Origin of the sequence: Halobacteriovorax sp. GFR8, assembly GCF_050955245.1 — a bacterium.
Lineage (GTDB): Bacteria > Bdellovibrionota > Bacteriovoracia > Bacteriovoracales > Bacteriovoracaceae > Halobacteriovorax_A.
This window is the reverse complement of sequence record NZ_JBPBLR010000002.1, coordinates 1,456,468-1,476,998: the sequence shown is the minus strand read 5'-3', so window position 1 is coordinate 1,476,998 and position 20,531 is coordinate 1,456,468. Positions and strand designations below refer to the sequence as shown.

18 protein-coding genes are annotated in these 20,531 nt (G+C 37.3%); 8 read left to right on the top strand and 10 right to left on the bottom strand.

Translation table 11 applies throughout. The annotated features are described in order from the left end of the window. Positions 1-92: 92 nt before the first annotated feature. The 4 genes from ACRXC1_RS07580 to ACRXC1_RS07565 all read right to left on the bottom strand — a co-directional run bounded on the left by ACRXC1_RS07580 (position 93) and on the right by ACRXC1_RS07565 (position 4,618). Positions 93-1,073, bottom strand: a complete 981-nt coding sequence (locus ACRXC1_RS07580; RefSeq protein WP_433657762.1) for a hypothetical protein — start codon at positions 1,071-1,073, stop codon at positions 93-95. A gap of 6 nt (positions 1,074-1,079) precedes the next feature. Next, complete coding sequence (locus ACRXC1_RS07575) at positions 1,080-2,312, bottom strand: PepSY-associated TM helix domain-containing protein (protein ID WP_433657760.1); 1,233 nt, start codon at positions 2,310-2,312, stop codon at positions 1,080-1,082. 115 nt (positions 2,313-2,427) lie between these two features. Continuing rightward, on the bottom strand, positions 2,428-2,946 hold the full coding sequence (locus tag ACRXC1_RS07570; protein WP_433657758.1) for a hypothetical protein: 519 nt from the start codon (positions 2,944-2,946) through the stop codon (positions 2,428-2,430). A gap of 127 nt (positions 2,947-3,073) precedes the next feature. Further along, on the bottom strand, positions 3,074-4,618 hold the full coding sequence (locus ACRXC1_RS07565; protein ID WP_433657756.1) for an FMN-binding glutamate synthase family protein: 1,545 nt from the start codon (positions 4,616-4,618) through the stop codon (positions 3,074-3,076). 150 nt (positions 4,619-4,768) lie between these two features. Between ACRXC1_RS07565 and ACRXC1_RS07560 the strand changes: the two genes are divergently transcribed. From ACRXC1_RS07560 to ACRXC1_RS07540, 5 genes are all read left to right on the top strand, one after another. Continuing rightward, positions 4,769-5,632 (top strand): acyl-CoA desaturase, encoded by an 864-nt coding sequence (locus tag ACRXC1_RS07560; protein WP_392908313.1) that lies wholly within the window; start codon positions 4,769-4,771, stop codon positions 5,630-5,632. 90 nt (positions 5,633-5,722) lie between these two features. Beyond that, a complete protein-coding gene (locus ACRXC1_RS07555) occupies positions 5,723-6,679 on the top strand; it encodes a tyrosine-type recombinase/integrase (RefSeq protein ID WP_433657753.1) in 957 nt (318 codons plus the stop codon). Positions 6,680-7,118: 439 nt separating this feature from the next. Next, positions 7,119-8,090 carry a ribonucleotide-diphosphate reductase subunit beta gene (locus ACRXC1_RS07550; protein WP_433657751.1) on the top strand — a complete coding sequence of 324 codons (972 nt, stop codon included), beginning with the start codon at positions 7,119-7,121 and terminating at the stop codon, positions 8,088-8,090. A 3-nt stretch (positions 8,091-8,093) separates the two neighbouring features. After that, a complete protein-coding gene (locus ACRXC1_RS07545) occupies positions 8,094-10,463 on the top strand; it encodes a ribonucleoside-diphosphate reductase subunit alpha (protein ID WP_433657749.1) in 2,370 nt (789 codons plus the stop codon). 100 nt (positions 10,464-10,563) lie between these two features. Then, positions 10,564-11,214, top strand: a complete 651-nt coding sequence (locus ACRXC1_RS07540) for a hypothetical protein (protein WP_433657747.1) — start codon at positions 10,564-10,566, stop codon at positions 11,212-11,214. A 26-nt stretch (positions 11,215-11,240) separates the two neighbouring features. Here ACRXC1_RS07540 and ACRXC1_RS07535 read toward each other — a convergent pair whose 3' ends face one another. The 3 genes from ACRXC1_RS07535 to ACRXC1_RS07525 form a co-directional block, all read right to left on the bottom strand. Further along, positions 11,241-11,561: a hypothetical protein gene (locus tag ACRXC1_RS07535; RefSeq protein ID WP_392908304.1), complete on the bottom strand. Its 321-nt coding sequence runs from the start codon at positions 11,559-11,561 to the stop codon at positions 11,241-11,243. Beyond that, entirely contained in the window at positions 11,558-12,991 is a 1,434-nt protein-coding gene (locus ACRXC1_RS07530) for a DUF4105 domain-containing protein (protein ID WP_433657745.1), read from the bottom strand. The genes ACRXC1_RS07535 and ACRXC1_RS07530 overlap by 4 nt, the downstream gene beginning before the upstream one ends. A 93-nt stretch (positions 12,992-13,084) precedes the next feature. Further along, positions 13,085-13,939, bottom strand: coding sequence for a class I SAM-dependent methyltransferase (locus ACRXC1_RS07525; protein WP_392908300.1), 855 nt, complete (start codon positions 13,937-13,939; stop codon positions 13,085-13,087). Between the two features lie 93 nt (positions 13,940-14,032). Here ACRXC1_RS07525 and ACRXC1_RS07520 point away from each other — a divergent pair, with 93 nt between their 5' ends. After that, on the top strand, positions 14,033-14,608 hold the full coding sequence (locus ACRXC1_RS07520) for a Maf family protein (protein ID WP_433657742.1): 576 nt from the start codon (positions 14,033-14,035) through the stop codon (positions 14,606-14,608). Positions 14,609-14,703: 95 nt separating this feature from the next. Next, positions 14,704-16,323 carry a YiiX/YebB-like N1pC/P60 family cysteine hydrolase gene (locus tag ACRXC1_RS07515; protein ID WP_433657740.1) on the top strand — a complete coding sequence of 540 codons (1,620 nt, stop codon included), beginning with the start codon at positions 14,704-14,706 and terminating at the stop codon, positions 16,321-16,323. Position 16,324: 1 nt separating this feature from the next. Here ACRXC1_RS07515 and ACRXC1_RS07510 read toward each other — a convergent pair whose 3' ends face one another. Both ACRXC1_RS07510 and ACRXC1_RS07505 read right to left on the bottom strand, forming a co-directional pair. Beyond that, on the bottom strand, positions 16,325-16,801 hold the full coding sequence (locus ACRXC1_RS07510) for a dihydrofolate reductase (RefSeq protein ID WP_433657738.1): 477 nt from the start codon (positions 16,799-16,801) through the stop codon (positions 16,325-16,327). Between the two features lie 8 nt (positions 16,802-16,809). After that, a complete protein-coding gene (locus tag ACRXC1_RS07505) occupies positions 16,810-17,607 on the bottom strand; it encodes a thymidylate synthase (protein WP_433657736.1) in 798 nt (265 codons plus the stop codon). A 134-nt stretch (positions 17,608-17,741) separates the two neighbouring features. On the opposite strand from ACRXC1_RS07505, the gene ACRXC1_RS07500 reads away from it, so the two are divergent. Beyond that, positions 17,742-18,926: an exo-beta-N-acetylmuramidase NamZ family protein gene (locus tag ACRXC1_RS07500; protein WP_433657734.1), complete on the top strand. Its 1,185-nt coding sequence runs from the start codon at positions 17,742-17,744 to the stop codon at positions 18,924-18,926. A gap of 43 nt (positions 18,927-18,969) precedes the next feature. Here the strand turns inward: ACRXC1_RS07500 and ACRXC1_RS07495 are convergent, their stop codons facing one another. Continuing rightward, positions 18,970-20,493: an alanine/glycine:cation symporter family protein gene (locus tag ACRXC1_RS07495; RefSeq protein WP_433657732.1), complete on the bottom strand. Its 1,524-nt coding sequence runs from the start codon at positions 20,491-20,493 to the stop codon at positions 18,970-18,972. Positions 20,494-20,531: the final 38 nt, after the last annotated feature.

Below are 20,531 nucleotides of genomic sequence, written 5' to 3'. Positions count from 1 at the left end.
AATGATTAGGATATATTCAAAGCAACAATAGCTTAAGAAACTCTCCCCGATTTTGAACAATAGGTAACAAATATCGACACAAGTGAATATTTCTATTCATTTATATCGTCATCACCAGGATTAAAGAGATTGAAATTAAGAACCAAAGTCACAGCATCTTCTTCTTTGTCTTCATCCTCACTAACGATTTTTTTAAAATCTTCAAAGAACCTCAAGTAAAGCGCAATGATCTCTTGTCTGGCACTTTGACTCGTATTAAAGACCATTGAACCATAGGCATCAAGACCAGACTTATTCTCAAGATTAGAGATTGCTTTATTTAGCCAAAAGCGACGCACATCTGTCATCTGTTTGGCACTTCCTCGATCACTTAATTTAATTGTTCCGGCCTGGTAGATTCCATTAACCTTCTCAATAAGATTATTCTTCTCACATATATCAATAATCTCATTTACTTCTTTTATACTAAGCCCACTGGCCTTAGCGATAAAGGAATCCTGATGAAAGCTTAGCTTTTTATAACCTGGTAAATCTAAGCAAACTAATACATGGCCAATATTAGGGTTTTCAAAATAGTGCTTTGTAATCGCAAGTCGCATTTGATTATACTGATCTAATATTTCAATTGAACGATTTGACGTGAGCTCAAAAACAAGGGCCATTGACTCCATCTCATCAAGTCCAAAAATAATTTGTAAAAAATCATTTAGGCAAAATCCCGTTTCACCATTTTTTAAACGCCTAAGTTTAGAAGTAGAGATCCCACATGAATTTGAAATATCACTTAATGATTTATTACTGAAGAGGAAATCTAGTAATTTATCTGGATTTTGTGCACCATCTTGAAAGCGCAGATAAGATAAGAAAATAAAGTCGATGTCGATTTTAAATATCTTACAAAGTTTTAAGAAATCTGCCCAAGATACCTTAGAATGGCCCTTTTCCCATCGGTGAACAATATTTGAACTAGCATCTAATTTTTGATTAACCCAGTCTTGGCTCTTTTCTCCACGAATCGATCGAATGAGCTGCTGAGATAATTCATCATAATTTATTTCTTGCGATAAACTCATGCCTCCTTATCGGTATAAATATTTAATCTTTAAATAATCTAATACCCCTACGACAAAAACAATTGGTAAGAACCAAGGTAGCCACCAACTGATAAGGACAAAAACAAGAATTACCAAGGACTTGTGAAATACATCTAATTCAATAAATAGATCAAGTAAATGATAATCAATTCTTTTATATTTTGCATATGATAATTGATAACCAGAAACGATTAAGTAGATCAAAGAGAAAATAATGACAATAAGTAGTAACTGGTTAGTTAGACCGAACAAAGTTCCCATATGAAGATCAATTCCCCACCTCGTTAATTTAGAAGCAAGATTAAAATCTTTAAAAAAGGCACTATCAATAATCTCTAAAGTAACAGGATGAACTGTTACACTATCAACATTTGTTGGAAGAGATCTTTCGATTTCTCTCACAAACCAAGCTGAATCATTTGCACCTTTCACAATTTCAATTTTTTTTGAATCAAGCCCATATTCATAAGATTTTTTTGCGACATTTTCAAACACTAAGCTATCATTATTGTTTAAAACGTATGGCGAAGACAACTTGCGCTTAGGTGACGGAGTTTTCCAATCCATTGTAGAGCGAAGCTTTGAGATATTTTCTCCAGCACCTTTAGACCATGTTAATCCTGTGGCAGATAGAAAAATAAAAAAAACGAAAGAAAAAGCACCAATGTAAATATGTTTTTTTAACTTGCCTCGATATTTAGTACGTGCTCCACGCAAAAGGAAAATAATAAATCCACCCAGAGCGGCAAACCATAGCCAAGTAGCAGCAACCTCACTGTACCAGCGGCCATAGTCATTTAAGAGAAGATCGCGGTGAAGAAAGTCGGTGAATGATTTAACGGGTAGAGCTCCACTTGTACCATACGTGCCAAACACTCCTGTTTGTTTAAGTGTTACCGGATTAATGAAAACCGTATGTGAGACATATTCTCTGTAAAGGTCTTTTGTTTTAAAAAGGACGCGAGTTGTCTCAAATTGGCCAAAAGCAGGTCTAACTGCACTAACTTCAAATTTATTTTCGACAATAACTTTTGCTTTTTCAATTTGCTCAGATAAAGGTCGATGAACTCCGCTACTAGAGTGAGTCAACGTATCTTTATAAATAAATGGCTCAGCAATCGTTGCAAAAATATAAAATAGTCCAGTAAGGGATGCGATTAAAAAGAATGGGCCAATAAAAAAACCAACAAGGCGATGGAGGTGGATTAAAAATTTCATAGGTAATTCTAAATCGACTTCTACATACGTGTAAATATAGAAATACCCCACCTCCTATAATTAAATACCAACAGGCCTTCCACTACTTATTCATTTAAGTATTGAATAAAGCAGCCTATAGCTTCATAAGATTTACACATCGAATGTGATTCTTACGATGCCACTTAAGAATATGAAAGCTTGCACTAGCAAGTATTTTAGAGCTTGCCTTAAAACTTAGAATATAGTCATATTGAGTAGAGCGTATCTTGTGCATACCTGCGAATACTTGATTGTAAAGAAGAGTCGTATCCTCACCATAAATATCAGCGCCATCAGTTGTTCCATCAATATTTACTGCACAAGTCTTTAATTGAGGATATTCACGACGGTGATAATTTGTAATACGTGAGCTTGATTTAACGTAATCCTTAAGGACATCTTCCCTATTTGATAAAAAACGCCAAGTTATATCAAAACAATGCTTACCTTTCACATTGTCTTCAATAGAATCAATTTGTACATAACAAGCCTCACCCGTATGATGACCATTATTTGTTTCTTGTCCAAGATACAAATCACCTTGTTGAATATTTATCGTTTGAGCAAATGATGACGATAGAAATAGCAAAGCTGTAATGGTTTTAAAATTCATTTTAATGTCTCCTCTTATTAAGAATGGTTCAAAGAAGACAATATATTTTCTCTTAAATATAAGTAAACAAAAGAAAATACCCACCTAGCTATAAATATAGTTGGGGGGGTATTTGTTTACTTTATGCTTAGTTAATTGTTTTATACGAAGGATAAATATCCTCATATGAGTGAACGCCGTGATTACTATCACGCTTAAAAATATCTTTGCGCTTTAGATCCTTTACATTTTCATAGCCCGCAGCTGCAACAATTTCGCGCACGGCCTCAACGGTTGCGTGATGAAAATTGGCCACTCGCTTACCTTTTTGATCCACATTAAGCCCTTTAACAAGATCTGGATTTTGAGTTGTAATCCCTACTGGACACTTATTAGAGTTACATGTGAGGGCCTGAATACAACCAATCGCAAGCATCATAGAACGTGCACCGTAACAGGCATCGGCCCCAAGAGCAACCGCCTTTACGATATCAAATGCAGTAAAGAGCTTTCCAGCAGCGATAACCTTAATTTCATCTTTGAGTCCATACTCTTCTAAAATATTAACAACAGTTGTAAGACCTTCAATTAATGGTGTTCCAATAGAGTCGGAAAACTCTAGAGGAGCAGCACCTGTCCCACCTTCGGCACCATCGACTGCGATATAGTCAGGGTAATTATCAAGGTCTTTAAAAGTCTCAACCATTTCAATAAATTCATCTTTTCGGCCAAAGCATAATTTGATGCCCACAGGCTTGCCTCCACTTAGCTCTCTTAAGTGCTGGATAAAGGCAACCATCTCGGTTGTGTCACGAAACTCTTTGTGAGATGGTGGAGAATCAACTTCAGTTCCTTTTTTTACACCACGGATACGTGCAATTTCAGCAGTATTTTTTCTGGCCGGAAGTATTCCTCCGTGTCCTGGTTTTGCCCCTTGTGAAAGTTTAAGTTCAATCATCTTTACTTGATCATGGCCGGCCTTTACTTTGAACGTTCTTTCGCAAAAGCGTCCCTCAGGTGTTCGCGCCCCAAAATAGCCTGTTCCAATCTGCCAGATGAGGTCTCCACCACCTTTCATATGATAATCACTAATCCCACCTTCTCCTGTGTTGTGAGCGAAGTTATTTAACTTTGCACCTAAGTTTAATGCTTCAACTGCACGTGAACTTAGAGCACCAAAACTCATTGCAGAAATATTAAAGATTGAGAGGTTATACTTTTTTTCACAATGCTTACTTCCAACTAAAACTCTTAAGTCCTTTTGCACCTCATGAAATTCTTTTGGATACATTGAGTGGTTAATCCACTCATAACCTGCTTCATAAACATCCTTTTGTGTTCCAAAAGGCTTTGTACTTAGGGCCAGCTTCGCTCTTTGATAAATCACATTTCGAGTTGTACGAGGAATTGGTGTTCCATCTTCATCAGATTCGATGAAGTATTGATAGATCTTAGGACGTAAGTCTTCCATCACATAACGAAAGCGTCCAACAACAGGGTAGTTACTTTTTAACGTATGCTCACTTTGCATAAGATCGTAGAAACCGAGTAAATAGATTGGCCCAAGTATCAAGTATTGGTAGTAGAAAAATTCATTAAAGAAAACGCCTGCAAATATTGTGGCAGCATTGGAAATAAAGAAAAACCACCAAAATAGTTTACGTGGGCTAATCCCGCGACCAAGATAGGCCATATTCACCTCATTCGTGTTAAACAAATTAAATTACAATTTGTCAGTTTTATACCTTTTATGACTTACTTATCGTCAAGATTTACATTTGTTTTACAATGAAATTGCTCGTGAATTGTTAAGATTAATTAAACACAAACACGAGAGACACCTATGTGCACAAAGACTTATTCATTAAAAAACTTAAATAAAACAAACACACTCTTTCTATTAATCACACCACTGATTGCCATCGCTGGTACAATTGCATGGCTTAAACTTGATGGTTTTGATTGGAGAATCATGGCCTTATCCCTAATCTTCTATATTGCAACAGGACTTGGGATTACGGCCGGATACCACCGCCTATTTGCTCACAGATCATATCAAGCGAGTTGGCCGGTAAGACTTTTACTTCTTATCTTTGGTGCTGCTGCAGTTCAAAACTCAGCATTAAAGTGGTGCAATGACCATAGAGTTCACCACGGAAAGGTTGATACTGAACTAGATCCATACAATATCAATGAAGGCTTCTTCTATGCTCACATGGGCTGGATCCTCCTTCTTGAAGATCAAGATGAGTATAAATACTCTAAAGACCTCTTGAAAGACCCAATGGTAATGTTCCAGCATAAATTCTATCTTGGCTTTGTTGCTCTATTTAGCTTTGCACTGCCTGCGCTAATTGGTTACCTATGGGCAGGTTCTTGGCTAGGAGGCCTATTCGTTGCTGGTGTTGCTAGAATTGTTTTTGTTCACCACTGCACATTCTTTATCAATTCACTATGTCATGTTGTGGGGACTCGACCTTATGACAAAGGACAGACTGCACGTGATAGCTGGGTGATGGCCCTATTTACATATGGCGAGGGATACCATAACTTTCACCATACATTTCAAACTGACTATAGAAATGGCATCAAGTGGTACCACTTTGATCCGACAAAATGGTTAATTCGTTCTTTAAACTTCGTAGGCTTAACGTGGAATCTTAAGAGGACACGTCCTGAGTTAATTCAAGCCAGAATTCAGGCCTAAACGAAGCTAATATACCTGTTAAAGGCACATTCATATGTGCCTTTTTTTCCCCTAACTTACCCCAGATAAAAATCTTGCTAAAATTATTCTATGTTCGATTTAAAGCAAGAAGATATTGGTCACGATTTTATTCTCGATGAAGAGTTTTTTGAAAACTTCACTTCATCTCATACAAGAAAATCTTATCTAAACGATATAAACCAATTTCTTTGCTGGATTAGTGACTATTACAAACTCACTTCTTTTGATTCTATCGAGCGCATTCATGTCATCAAGTATAGAAATTATCTCTCAGAATTTGGTGGCCACAATCAAAACCCTTCGACACCAAAAACGATCAACAGAAAACTTGCAAGCCTAAGCGCATTTTTTAAATACCTTGTTGAAAAGAACCTCTTAAAAGCTAATCCTGTTGCAAGTGTCAGAAGGCCACGAAGCGAAGTCAAGTCCCCTACAAATGCTTTAAATAAGCAACAAGTCTTAGAACTACTTTACCATATGGGACAAAATGAAAGGAGTAAGTATCTCCATTTGGCCCTCTTTACGACGTTTTTCACAACAGGACTTAGAAAGAGTGAAATCTTAAATCTAAGATTTAAAGACTATCAGGAGCAAGGAAATAATAAGATCCTTCAATACCGTGCCAAAGGCGGCAAGTTAGGAAAGAAAGTCTTAAATCCTATCGCAATCAAAGCACTCGACGAATATATTGAGTGGATGAATGAAAATGAAAGAGAGACTGGAGAAAATGATTGGCTCTTTCAGCCAACAAGGAATCCAAGTGATCCAACAAATTTAAATAAGCCAATAAACCCAAGAACGATCAACGAATTGCTAGACAAATACGCACAAAAAGCAGGTATTGGTTTTAAGATTACTCCTCACTCTGCAAGGGCCACATTTATTGGAGAGCTGCTAGAAATTGGTGTTGATATTTACACGATAGCTATTGAAGTTGGCCATGCTTCAGTAAAAACAACTGGTGAATACGACAAGAGAAGAAATAAAATTAAAGAGTCTCCTACACTAAAATTAAACTGGGAATAGGCCTAGCTTCAATCAATGCGCCTCATCGTTCGTATATTTTATCAAGATATAGTAGTGTCAAAAAAATTACGGCCACAACATATGGTATACACACGTCGCATCAAACTCTCCTGATAGCACTAAAAATTAGATGACAGAATTTTTAAGACAGCATTTTTTTCTAAAAATAATACTTGTAAAAGTGCCTAAACCCCTTGTCTAATGGGTCTAGAAAGACACACCAACCTGATCAAGTATAAAAATTAGCGGCCCTCCAAAAAAAAGAAAAATCTATGGAGTCTTGTGTATTGAAATAAAAAGTTACGGGTCATACACTGAATAAGAACAACACAACACAATCTTATTAAATAACATTTAAGAGATTTTATATTTTTTTTACTAAATATAAGTTGCATGTATTTAGCACACACACGCTATTGCAAAAGTTAAGGAGGAACTTGTGACTTCACCAATTCTAGCACAGAATGACGATAGATTCGTCCTTTTCCCAATCGAGTACAATTCAATTTGGGAAATGTACAAAAGACACATGGCAGTTTTCTGGACTGCTGAAGAAATCGACTTGGCCCAAGATATTACTGACTGGGAAAAGTTAAATGACAATGAGAGACACTTCATTACTCACGTTCTTGCATTTTTTGCTGCAAGTGATGGGATTGTTAATGAAAACCTAGCAGTACGTTTCTACAATGACGTGCAAAACCCTGAAGCTAGATGTTTCTACGGATTCCAAATTGCGATGGAAAATATCCACTCTGAAACTTACTCTCTTCTAATTGATACATATGTGAAAGACGCTAAAGAAAAAGATCGTCTTTTCCACGCAGTAGATCACTTCGAGCCAGTTAAGAAGAAAGCTGACTGGGCAATGAAGTGGCTTTACTCAAAAAATACATTCGCTGAAAGACTTGTTGCATTTGCGGCCATCGAAGGAATCTTCTTCTCTGGTTCATTTTGTGCAATTTTCTGGCTTAAGAAAAGAGGCCTAATGCCAGGTCTATGTACTTCTAACGAATTCATTTCTCGTGACGAAGGTCTACACTGTGAATTTGCAGTTCTTCTACACTCACTTCTTGATAAAGAAGAACAATGTAGCAAAGAAAAGATCAAAGAGATCCTTACTGAAGCAGTTGAAATTGAAAAAGAATTCATCACTGATGCAATTCCAGTTTCTTTAATTGGTATGAACGCTGATCTTATGAAGCAATATATTGAATTTGTTGCAGACTTTTGGATGCAACAATTTGGTCTTGAAGCACACTACGGTTCAGAAAATCCATTTGATTGGATGGAGCTAATTTCTCTAGAAGGTAAAACAAACTTCTTTGAGAAGAGAGTTTCTGAATACCAAAGACCAGGTATCCTTTCTGAGAAGTCAGAAAATACATTCACACTAGACGCGGAGTTTTAAGAAATGTACGTACAAACAAGAAGTGGCGAGAGAGAGCCAATTAAATTTGATAAAATTACAGATAGAATCAATACACTTGCTTTTGGACTAGAAGGTAATGTTGATCCAACACTTATCACTCAAAAAGTAATTGAAGGAATCTACGACGGTATTACAACGACTGAACTAGATGGCCTTGCAGCTGAAACAGCAGCATATCTTGCAACAAAGCACCCAGACTACAATGTTCTTGCTGGACGTATTGCGGTTTCGAATCTTCACAAAGAAACAAGAGGTTGTTTCTCTGAGAACGTAAAGGAAATGTACAACTACGTTAACGTAGCAACAGGTGAGCACGCACCTCTTGTTTCAAAAGAATTATATGAAACAGTAGTGGCCAACGCTGAACTACTAGATAAGACAATTGTTGATAAGCGTGACTTCAACTACGACTACTTTGGATTTAAAACTCTAGAAAAGTCTTACCTTCTTAGAATGGAAGGAAAAATTGTTGAAAGACCAGGTCAGATGCTACTAAGAGTATCTGTTGGTATGCACATGAATGACATGGAAGCAGCAATTGAAACTTACAACCTAATGAGTCAGAAGTACTTTACTCACGCTACTCCTACTCTATTTAACTCAGGAACAAATAAGCCACAAATGTCTTCTTGCTTCCTACTTACAATGAAAGATGATTCAATTGATGGTATCTACGATACGCTTAAGCAAACTGCACTTATTTCACAGTCTGCTGGTGGTATCGGTCTATCAATCCACAATATCCGCGCAAAAGGTTCATTCATTAAGGGAACTAATGGTACGTCAAACGGTATCGTTCCAATGCTTAAGGTTTTCAATGATACTGCTCGCTACGTTGATCAAGGTGGTGGAAAGCGTAAAGGTTCATTCGCAGTTTACCTAGAGCCATGGCACGCAGATATCTTCGAATTCTTAGAAATGAAGAAAAATACAGGTAAAGACGAACAAAGAGCGCGTGACCTTTTCTACGCACTTTGGACTCCAGACTTATTCATGAAGCGTGTTGAAGAAGATGGACAGTGGTCTCTATTTTGCCCACACGAGTGTCCAGGTTTAGCTGATTGTTATGGTGCAGAATTTGAAGCACTTTACACTCGCTACGAAGCTGAAGGTAAAGCTAAGAAGACAATTCGTGCCCAAGACCTATGGTTTGCAGTGCTTGAATCACAAACAGAAACTGGTTCTCCGTACATGCTTTACAAAGATGCAGCCAACGAAAAATCAAACCAAAAGAATCTAGGTACAATTAAGTCTTCAAACCTTTGTACAGAAATTCTTGAGTATACAGCACCTGATGAAGTTGCCGTTTGTAACCTTGCTTCAGTTGCTCTTAACAAATTCGTTAAGACTGACAAAGAAGGGAATGTAACATACGACCACAAGCACTTATATGAAGTTGTTTACCGCATGACTAAGAACCTTAACAGAGTTATTGATGTAAACTACTACCCTGTTATTGAAGCGAAGAACTCTAATATGAGACACCGTCCTATTGGTCTAGGTGTACAAGGTCTTCAAGATACATTCTTCATGATGAGACTTCCATTTGAGTCAGAAGAAGCACTTCAGCTTAATAACGATATCTTTGAAACAATCTACTTTGCAGCTGTTACAGCTTCAAAAGATACTGCTAAGGTTGATGGGCCATATTCAACTTACGAAGGTTCACCAATGTCACAAGGACAATTCCAATTTGACATGTGGGGACACTCAGCTCACTCAGGACGTTGGGACTGGGATGCACTAAAAGCAGAGGTAGCAAAGCATGGTGTAAGAAACTCACTACTAGTTGCTCCAATGCCAACAGCATCAACTTCTCAAATCCTTGGTAATAACGAATGTTTTGAGCCAATTACTTCAAATATCTACGTAAGACGTGTTCTTTCAGGTGAATTTGCAGTTGTTAACAAGTTCTTAGTACGTGACCTAATTGATCGTGGACTATGGGATGATACTTTAAGAAATGAAATCATTGCTAATAATGGTTCAATTCAAGCAATTGAAAGAATCCCTGAGGACTTAAAAGCTCTATACAAAACAGTATGGGAAGTTAAGCAAAAAGCAGTAATTGATATGTCTGCTGGACGTGGGCCTTATATTGATCAAGGTCAGTCACTTAATATCCACCTAGAAAATCCAAACTTCGGGAAACTTTCTTCAATGCACTTCTATGCATGGAAGAAAGGGCTTAAGACAGGTATGTACTACCTACGTTCACGTGCTGCAGTTAACGCTGTTCAGTTCACAGTAAAGAACGAAGGAAAGAAAACTCCTGAGCAACTTGAGCAAGAAGCTGCGGCAATGATTTGTTCAATCGACAATCCAGAAGATTGCCAAATGTGTGGAAGCTAGAAGTTACAATTAAATTAAATTTGATCCAACTCCGGTTGAATCGAAGTGCTAGAAAGAGGGGCCAAGGGATTTGGCCCCTCACTACATTTAGAGCGTCGATATGAAAATTGAAACAAATCAAAAACAAGATAACGCAAAGTTTTGGCAAGAAGGATGGGACAAAGGCTTCACAGGTTTTCATCAAAGTGAATATAACCAGGCCATGATCGACTACTTTAGTGATCGAGATCTAAATGGAAAAACGGTACTCATTCCCCTGTGTGGTAAATCACTTGATATGATCTATCTTGCAAATAAGGGGGCAAAAGTAATTGGCGTTGAAGTTGTAAAAGATCCAGTTGAACAGTTTTTTAAAGAGAATGAAATTGATTTTAATTTAGTTGATAGTGTCTATACTTCAAAAGATGGAAAGATCGAAGTTCATAATAAAGACTTTTTCGAAATTAACGACTTAGGAAAGATCGACTTTCTATACGACAGGGCCTCAAATGTTGCTCTTCCGGTTTGCATGAGAGAAGAGAAGTACTACCCTACAATTAAGAGATTAATCCAAGAAGAAACAAAGACTCTCCTGATTACAATGGATCATGATGGCCCTCGTGACTTTGGCCCGCCATATGCAATTAATAAAGAAGAAACAAAAGAGAACTATCCAACGATTAAGTTGATTAATGAAGCAAGTTCTAAAGCAATGGAGAGATTCCAAGAAGAAGGGATCAAGAAAGTAAGACGCTATATTTGGGCCAACTAAGAAGCTGGCCCAAGATATAAAGCTAATTAGTAATCGTAACTTGCAAGAAGTTTTAGGCAGTCAGCCTCCGGTGATTCAAATTCAGCTCCATCAGACTCAATACATTCCTCTAGTCTTCCTTTAAGCTCAATCGACATCTCTTGACGTTCTTCTTCAGTCACGACTCCATCTGCAATGATTTGACCTGCTTCTTCAAACTCATCCGTCGTGAAAGCATCAGTAATGGCCTCAGTTGTTGTCACAAATGGTGAGATTGTAAGAATCGTAGATAGTTCACCTTCAGACATACCTTCTGCATGTGCATTAAGACTTAGAATTGTTAAAACAATTAGTGCAATATTTTTCATAAACTCTCCTTTTCTAAACGATTTCGTTTATTGATATCTCTTATAAGTTCTTTCGTTGTTCTTATATTCATAGCGACTGCATTAATTTTCTCAATTTTTTCCATAAAGTGATCACGATAGAATTGGTCAATTCTATTTGTGATATCATTTGCCTTAGGCTTCTTTCCTTCTCTTAAAAGTAAATTGCTCTGTCGGTACCAATTCTTATACTCGCTAGCTAGAGCTTCAAATTCATTAGCAATATCTGCATGTTCATTTTTTGAAGCAAACTGAAGTAAATTCGTATTTTCTGTAGAAAAGGCCATTGTTTCAAGAAAAACAAATGCATGTAACACAGAAGTATCCTTTGTATCTTGTCGAGAATGTTGATGATGATACATCTGGGCGTTGGCGGCCCTTGTACTTGGCGCAAGCGAAAGGTAATCTTCAAAACTTTCAACCTTAACTAATGCAAGGCTATTTAAAACCTTCTTTGATTTTTCTTTAAAAGTACGAGTCCTTTTAGTGCTTATATATCCATTGTCTTGCAATTCTTCTAAAAGACCTTTTGGCGTTGAAATATTTGATCGTAGTCTCTTATGCCCAAAAGCTGCTCTAATGAGCTTATAAGATTCCGTTGCACAGTTTGCTGAAAAGAATTTATAACGTCCCATATCTTTGCTCTTATATAAGTTAAGAGCATGGGAAATAAATCTCCTCTTACTAATGTCTGTTACTTTTATATCGTATTGATAAAGATCTCTAAGTTCTTCATAATTATATTTTTGCTTAACCTGAGAAAGACTCATGAAATCTATCTTTGCAGCATAACCGCCAAAGATCCCTTTGAAAAAGCCAGGAGATAAGTCATCAACATCTGCGGCTACACCTAGAACAAACTCGACTTGTTGCCTTACAGGACATTTCTCTTTATCGACCTTACAAGCAGCTACATAGAACATACTGTGGCCAAAGCGGCTCATGGCACTTTCACCTTTAGATGCCATCAAATATGAAAGTTTTATGATACGATTTTTATAAAAGCCAATATCTACTAAACCAGTTTTTTGGAAGATAAAAGTTGAAAAATAATTATCACATTTATTTGCACTAGGTCTAAAGCCGGCCACTTCTGCCATGAATTCATAAATTGTAAATTCATCACATCTAAAATTAGCATCGTTATAAAAGCGAGTAACATAGTGATCGAATTCTTCACTTGGATTTTTAAAATTTGTTTCAAGCTTCAGAGACTTATAAACGATCTGACGTCTTCTCGAGTCATCATAGTGGAGATGACGAATATACTTCTTCCAATTGGTAAGAGAGAGAAATTGAGATCGTTGGTCTTTATTTAGAATTCTAAAATTCAATTCATTAGCTAGTGCACTACTGGCCATCAGGCATAGGATCAAAGCAGTGATTAATTTAACACTAGATAATAACTTCATAATAATATGAATACAGTAAATAAAGGGTATCTAGTTTAAAAATGAAAGAATGTTATGGCCGTCTACAGAATAGACGGGCCATAAAGCATTGAATTAATTAGCGTTGGCACTGGCCTGAACAAAACTATAGTAGAAAACAGCATTAGGGTCGTTTGAGACCTTCTTAAGCTCTACCTTCATTTCGTCTACAGTCTGCTGGTCCACACGGCCTTCTTTTACAAGTTGAGGAGCGGCAGATAAGAGGAGCTCACACCAATAATCAATAAACTCCTTTCTCTTATCGGGGCGACGATTATCAAGGTGCCATGTTTTCGACTCCACCTTAATATTTCTAAAACCTTGTTGCATCAGAAGATTTCCAAGCTTTGCACCAATAAAAGGATCACCGCCCATATCATATTGGTAGTCGTTAAAGGCCTGCCAATATTTCCAAGTATTAGGTGAGTATGGATCAAGTAAGAAACTTGAATTCATAACTTCCGTAATATAAATTCGTCCACCAGGTCTTAAAACTCGCCTAGCTTCTGATAAAACCTTAGCTGGCTCAGGTACGTGCTCAAGAATCCAACAGAGAAAGGCCCCATCAAACTTTCTTGAATCAAAAGTCAGATTTGTCGCATCCATTTGATGAAGTTCAAATCGATCTTTAAAGGCACCATTTAAAGTACTTCCAAGGAACTCTTGTGCCGAGGCAAGTTGATGCTCGCTTCGATCAACACAAGTGATATGCATATCAGGAAACCTTCTAAGAAGGATTTCTGTTTGGGCACCAACACCACTACCGATCTCAACTAATTCTTTTACTCTTGAAAGATTCACATCTTTATAAACAGTTTGTTCTGCAAAACGGGCCTGAGCTCGCAGACGATCCTGTTCGGCCTTATCAAAACCATGCAGATATGGAAATTCGCTTGGTTTAATCTTATTTTTTTCATTATTATCAGACATAGAATACCTCAATAAAGTTTGAGTAAGTATAACATGAATGGCCCAAGCGTGATAGATTTGCTAAGTTAGATTAAATCGTTAACGGAGTAAAATATGCAATTAATCTTAGGAAGTTCATCTCAATTTCGCCAAGCACAACTAAAACAGCTAGGCCTAGAATTTACATGTATTTCTCCTAATATTGATGAAGAGTCCATCAAAACTCAAGGCCTTACTCCCCTAGAAGTCTCTCGTGAACTTTCTCTTCAAAAGGCCCAAGAAGTACTTAAAACAAATCAAGATGCAATTATTATTGGTGGCGACCAAGTTCTAAACTTCAACGGTGAAATCTTTAATAAGCCAGAAACCCCAGAAAATGCCTTTAATCACCTAAAACGCCTTCAGGGTAAAACCCATGAGCTAATTACAAGTATTGCTGTTATCTCAAAGGATAAGCAAGTTATTGAAACCGTTGTTTCAAAAATGACAATGAAAGAACTTAGTGACGAACAAATCAAGCGCTATATTGAAATCGATGAGCCTCTATGGAGTTGTGGTGCCTATAAGTTAGAGACACTTGGAATCGCTCTTTTTGATACAGTCGAATGTCCAGATCACTCATCGATTATTGGACTACCACTTATCTCACTTTCTAAAATCTTAGAAGAATTTGGGATACAGGTACTATAAATTACTGAAAAAACTGAAAAAACAAATATCAGACTAAAAAACTCCCCTACATGTACCGATAAATAATCGATATCTATAAATGTGAGGGAGTTACCATGATGAGAAAAAGCGCCATAGTTGTCGTAATGGCAACCAGCTTATTTGTTTCAAGCTGTAGTAAAGACTATGCGAATATCAATAGTAGGAAGATCTCCTCTGTTAGCCTCTACGGCCCAGAAATTGAAACCTATTATGATCATGAAGAACTAGAAAATTATCAAAATAGAATTGAAGAAATTCTCGTATGGCGACACAAGGCCATCGACTTCATCATCGATATTCAAGAGCAAAAGGTTTTAAAAAGCAATCAGATCACAACAATGCATGAAGAAGGCACTGAGACCTATAAGCGTTTTAGAGATTCAGTATGGCCAAAAGTTGAAGAAACAAAATGGATAGTCGACAAATATAATGAAATATATATTGTAACGGATCGCCCTTCTGAAATTTTAAAGAAGAAGAAAAAAGTAAGAACAAATCACAATCAAAAAAGAGATGCTAACGAAAACTATCGTTGGCAAAAGTATAAAGAAATTACGATCAATCCTACTGATGAACTTGGAAAGGCCTTAATCTATGATATGAAAATGGCCATCGCCACATCTCTTGTGATGTATGATAACTACATGATTGTTCTGTCTCAAATTCAAGAGATGAAAAAAATTCGACACCTTGTCAACTACGATAATGCTGAATTAAAAAACCAACTCGCAAAAATTACATATAGCTATAACAAATACGATAATTATAATCGTATTGAACGAGGCTTAGCTATCTATCAAGAACTTCTAAAGTATGACTATGATAATGAAGTAAGACCAGATAGAGCAAATTACTACCTTGACTCGCTTATTCAGTCATCTCAGAGCTTTGATAAATTAAACAAAGAATTTAAAAAAGGCATACTTGGAAGAAAGCTTTCAATGATCTGGCGCTATATTGGTGACTACTTCAAAGAAAGTAAGAATAACGTTACTCACGTTGTCTCTAAAGGCTTTGGAAATACAGCAGGGCTTGTTCAAACAAGACGAGGAAAGCTTTATGATCCAACACCAGAGAGAATCCAAGAACTTGAGTCTCAACTTGAGCCTCTTGATATTTTATTAGAAAAGACACCATTTAGACTGACGGATAAATTTATTCCAGGCCACTGGGGACACGTCGCTATTTGGACAGGAAACAAGGCCCAATTACAAGAATTAGGTATTTGGGACCATCCAGAAGTTGTGCCATTTCATGATGAGATCGAAAATAAAGGAAAGAGAATTATTGAGGCCCTTAGACCAGGTGTTCAATACAACACCCTTCACCACTTTATGGATATTGATGATCTTGCAGCAGTTCGCTACCAAAGAGAACTTACTCGCGAACAAAAACAAGATTACCTAATCAACGCCTTTAAACAAGTTGGTAAGGTCTATGACTTTAATTTTGATGTTGAAACAGATGAGAGAATTGTTTGTTCAGAGCTTGCTTACGTAACATTTGATGATATGGAGTGGCCAATAGCTAAAGCGGCCGGACGCTACACTATTTCACCAGATAATGTCGGTGAAAAAGTTGGAGATGATAAATCGTTTACAACAGTCCTACTTATTCATGATGGTAAAGAAGTAGCAAAGAATCTCAATGGAAACTTTGCTCAACTTATGAAAGATAGTACATTAATCAAATAGATTATAATCGATTTAAAACGGAGAATTTCCAAGCTGGGGAATTCTCTGTTTTCTCAAAGAAGGCCTCATCACTTACTCTAAATTCACTTCGATCAAATTCTGGAAAGAAGACATCGGCCTCACCTTCAAATTCAACTTCAGTAAGATAAATACGATCGGCCTTAGGAAGGTAATACTCATAAATATAAGAGCCACCAATAACAACGGCCTCTTCGACGTTGGACTCCTTAAGTTCATTTAAAACCATTTCAGGGTCAGTGAAGACATCACAACCTTCAATTTTAAGAGAAGGATCACGAGAGATAACGATATTGCGTCTCTTAGGCAGGGGCCTGCCGATCGAATCATAGGTCTTGCGTCCCATGATAATCGGCTTGCCACTTGTTATCTTTTTGAAATTTTTAAGGTCTTCGCTAATATGCCAAAGCAGATCATTGCCCTTACCTATTTCGCGATTCTTTCCTATTCCAACAATCAAAGAGAGAATCAAACTGATACCTCACCTTTAATATGTGGATGGGCCTCATAATTTTCTAAAGTAAAATCTTCATATTTAAATTCAAATATCGACTTAACTTCAGGGTTGATCTTCATTGTCGGTAGTGCATGTGGCTCACGAGTCAGTTGAAGCTGTGCCTGTTCGATATGGTTTAAGTAAAGGTGAGCGTCCCCCATTGTGTGGACAAAGTCACCTAGCTTTAAATCACAAACCTGAGCAAGCATCATTGTCATAAGTGCGTATGAAGCAATATTAAATGGAACACCTAAGAAGATATCAGCAGATCTTTGATAGAGCTGACAAGATAATTTCATATCAGGTGAAACATAGAATTGAATGAATGAGTGACATGGAGGTAAGGCCATATTATCAACATCTGCCGGATTCCACGCCGTTAAAATATGGCGACGAGAAAATGGATTTTCTTTTAAACCTTTTACAAGGTTTGCAACTTGATCAACCTCTTCTCCACTTGGAGTTTTCCAGTGACGCCACTGATATCCATAAACAGGACCTAGATCACCATTTTCATCTGCCCACTCATCCCAGATACGCACTTTATTCTCTTTAAGGTATGCAATATTTGTATCACCTTTAAGAAACCAAAGTAATTCGTGAATGATTGAGCGAAGGTGACACTTCTTAGTTGTCACTAATGGAAAGCCTTCTTCTAAATTATAGCGAGCTTGGTAACCAAAAACTGAAATCGTTCCTGTTCCTGTACGGTCTTCTTTTTTCTGACCATTTTCAAGCACGTGTCTCATTAGATCTAAGTATTGTCTCATCCGTGTGTCTCCCTAGGTTTGTGTGTAATTTGGTGTGTTTTGTCTAAAGTTAATTATACAGAATTAAGTACAATTTTAATAGCTTGCAACTCGTCAAAAAGGCCCATAAAATATGACAAATAAGGAAATTAATTATGATAAAAATTGGACTAGAGCGTCTAAGAGATGACGCAACTTTACAAAATAAAATAACAGGAAATATCGCACTTTTGTGTCACAGTGCTAGCGTTGATTCACAATTTAAGGTCGCCCCAATTATTTTCAAGGAAATTTTTGGAGATCGATTCAAAAAACTCTTTGGGCCACAACATGGATTTGTCAGTGATGTACAAGATAATATGGTTGAGACAAACCACTACACTCACCCATTCTTTGGTGTCCCTGTTTACTCACTTTATAGTGAAACTAGAAAGCCTACTAAAGAGATGCTTGAAGGTATCGATACTTTTGTTGTTGATCTTCAAGATGTAGGAACTCGCGTTTATACATACATCACAACGGTTACTTATCTTTTAGAAGAATGTGCAAAAGAAGGGATTAAGGTCGTTATTCTCGATCGACCAAATCCAGTAGGTTTAGAAAAGATTGAAGGAAATATTCTAGAGACAGAGTTTAAGTCTTTTGTGGGTGCACTTGAAATTCCTCAGCGACATGGCCTTTCTATGGGTGAATACGCAAAGTTTGCAAAGAAGAAATTAGGATTTGATGTTGAGCTTGAAGTCATTGAAGTTCAAGGTTTAACTAGATCAATGCATTGGAAAGACACGCAGCTTTCTTGGGTTAACCCATCACCAAACCTTCCGACACCAGAGGGTTCACTAACGTTTTGTGGTACCGTCCTTTATGAAGGAACAAACTTAAGTGAAGGCCGAGGAACAACTCGCTCCCTTGAGGTCATAGGTCACCCAGCAATTGAAGCCTACTCATTTGTCGACTCATTAAAGGAAACACTGAAAGAAATCGATAATGGAAGCTTCATTTTACGTCCAGTTAACTTCATGCCAACCTTCAATAAGCATGCTGGAAGTGCCTGCGGTGGTGTTCATATTCACGTCACAAATGAAAAAGAGTTTAAATCTTGGCAAGTCTCTCAGTATCTGTGTCGCGAGTTCAAGCGTGCCTTAGGAGACAAATTTGAGTGGGATGCAAAGGATTATGAGTACGCTTTTGGCAAACTTGCCATCGATCTTATTAACGGAACGGAATTTGTCAAAGACTGGGTCAATCGACTTGGGAGCATGAGTGAGCTACGAGAATTTGAAACGAGAGGCCATGCTGAATACCTAAAAGAAATCGAATCAATTAAAATTTACAAATAAAACAAAGGCCCGATTCAAATTAAATAATCGGGCCTCTTCATATCTAGTTATAAGTTTTCATTTGTCCTGAATTAAAGCGTGATAAATAATCATTCACTTTTGCTTTAAGTAGATTAGAAAAACAAACCATCCCAATAATATTAGGGAAAGCAATTGAAAGTAGCATTAAGTCTGCGAAGTCTAGAACATGACCAATTTTAAGAACAGGCCCTAAGATAATAATAAAGACATAACAAAGACGATACATCTTCACACTATTAAATCCAATCGATTTTTCAAATAGAAATAAAGTCGCTCTTTCTCCATAATAAGACCATGAGATAACTGTTGAGTATGCAAAAACACAAATTGCCATCAGTAAACAATATGGTGCCCAGTCCCCAAGAGTTGAAAATGCATAAGCAGTCATCTCAACTCCCTTACCAGCAACAGCTGGATTCTCATAAGCTCCTGTTACAAGAAGAGTTAGTGCCGTAATTGTACAAACAATATGAGTATCAATAACTGGACCAACCATAGCAACAACACCCTCTCTTACTGGCTCACTAGTTTTAGCAGCAGAGTGAGCAATGGCAGCAGAACCAAGTCCGGCCTCATTCGAGAATGACGCTCTTTGGATCCCAACAAGCATTACAGCAAAGGCACCACCAAAGGCCGCATCAGGAGTCATGGCCTCTTTAAAGATCAAAGAGAACATATGTGGAATATTGTGATAATTAGATAGAATAATTGCCAGACATGTAAAAACATAGAAAGCACACATAATCGGTACTAGCTTTGAAGTTACATTACCGATTTTTTTAATACCACCTACTAGAACAACACCGGCCAAGAAAGCTAGAACAATTCCAACAACCCATGGTGAAGCATCAGGATGTTGATCCGCAATAATTTTAAAAGTTTGGTTTGCTTGGAAAAGGTTTCCTCCACCAAATGAAGCACCAATAGTCATAACAGCATAGAAGATACCAAGAAACTTTCCAATCCAAGCAAATTTCGTAAGCTTAAACATTTGAGTAAGGTAAACCATTGGGCCACCTAACATGTCACCACTAGAAGTTTTGTGCTTAAACATTTGACCAAATGTTGATGAGGCAAATTTCATCGACATTCCAAAGAAGGCAATGATCCATAACCAAAGAACAACTCCTGGGCCACCTTTACCAATAGCTAAGGCCACACCTGCAATATTACCAAGACCAACTGTTGCAGAGAGTGCAGAGGTTAGGGCCTGAAAGTGAGTGATATCACCCTCATCTTCTGGGTTATCATATTTTCCACGAATAACATCAATAGCGTGTTTAAATAGTCGCACATTGATAAATCCCATTCGAATCGTAAAAAAGAGGCCACCAAAAACCATGACAAATAATATTAATGGCATTTGGATAAAAGGAATTTCCCAGAATAAGACTGGAAAGTATTTTCCATTAATTATGCCAAAGAATTCGTTAATTCGCTCTTGTAGATCAACTTCCGTTTGACCATAATCCTGAGCATAAGTACTTAGGCCGATGATAGAGAAAATGAGCCCCATCATCGCTCGTGACATTGCGATTTTAATCATTAAACAATCCTTTGTTTTAGTTCTACTCTCTCAAAATT

Coding starts and splice junctions, on each gene's coding strand:
- ACRXC1_RS07570 (WP_433657758.1), bottom strand. CDS start 2,946: ATGAATTTTAAAACCATTACAGCTTTGCTATTTCTATCGTCATCATTT.
- ACRXC1_RS07495 (WP_433657732.1), bottom strand. CDS start 20,493: ATGATTAAAATCGCAATGTCACGAGCGATGATGGGGCTCATTTTCTCT.
- ACRXC1_RS07535 (WP_392908304.1), bottom strand. CDS start 11,561: ATGAAAAATATTGCACTAATTGTTTTAACAATTCTAAGTCTTAATGCA.
- ACRXC1_RS07560 (WP_392908313.1), top strand. CDS start 4,769: ATGTGCACAAAGACTTATTCATTAAAAAACTTAAATAAAACAAACACA.
- ACRXC1_RS07545 (WP_433657749.1), top strand. CDS start 8,094: ATGTACGTACAAACAAGAAGTGGCGAGAGAGAGCCAATTAAATTTGAT.
- ACRXC1_RS07555 (WP_433657753.1), top strand. CDS start 5,723: ATGTTCGATTTAAAGCAAGAAGATATTGGTCACGATTTTATTCTCGAT.
- ACRXC1_RS07565 (WP_433657756.1), bottom strand. CDS start 4,618: ATGGCCTATCTTGGTCGCGGGATTAGCCCACGTAAACTATTTTGGTGG.
- ACRXC1_RS07530 (WP_433657745.1), bottom strand. CDS start 12,991: ATGAAGTTATTATCTAGTGTTAAATTAATCACTGCTTTGATCCTATGC.
- ACRXC1_RS07575 (WP_433657760.1), bottom strand. CDS start 2,312: ATGAAATTTTTAATCCACCTCCATCGCCTTGTTGGTTTTTTTATTGGC.
- ACRXC1_RS07580 (WP_433657762.1), bottom strand. CDS start 1,073: ATGAGTTTATCGCAAGAAATAAATTATGATGAATTATCTCAGCAGCTC.
- ACRXC1_RS07525 (WP_392908300.1), bottom strand. CDS start 13,939: ATGTCTGATAATAATGAAAAAAATAAGATTAAACCAAGCGAATTTCCA.
- ACRXC1_RS07515 (WP_433657740.1), top strand. CDS start 14,704: ATGATGAGAAAAAGCGCCATAGTTGTCGTAATGGCAACCAGCTTATTT.
- ACRXC1_RS07520 (WP_433657742.1), top strand. CDS start 14,033: ATGCAATTAATCTTAGGAAGTTCATCTCAATTTCGCCAAGCACAACTA.
- ACRXC1_RS07500 (WP_433657734.1), top strand. CDS start 17,742: ATGATAAAAATTGGACTAGAGCGTCTAAGAGATGACGCAACTTTACAA.
- ACRXC1_RS07540 (WP_433657747.1), top strand. CDS start 10,564: ATGAAAATTGAAACAAATCAAAAACAAGATAACGCAAAGTTTTGGCAA.
- ACRXC1_RS07505 (WP_433657736.1), bottom strand. CDS start 17,607: ATGAGACAATACTTAGATCTAATGAGACACGTGCTTGAAAATGGTCAG.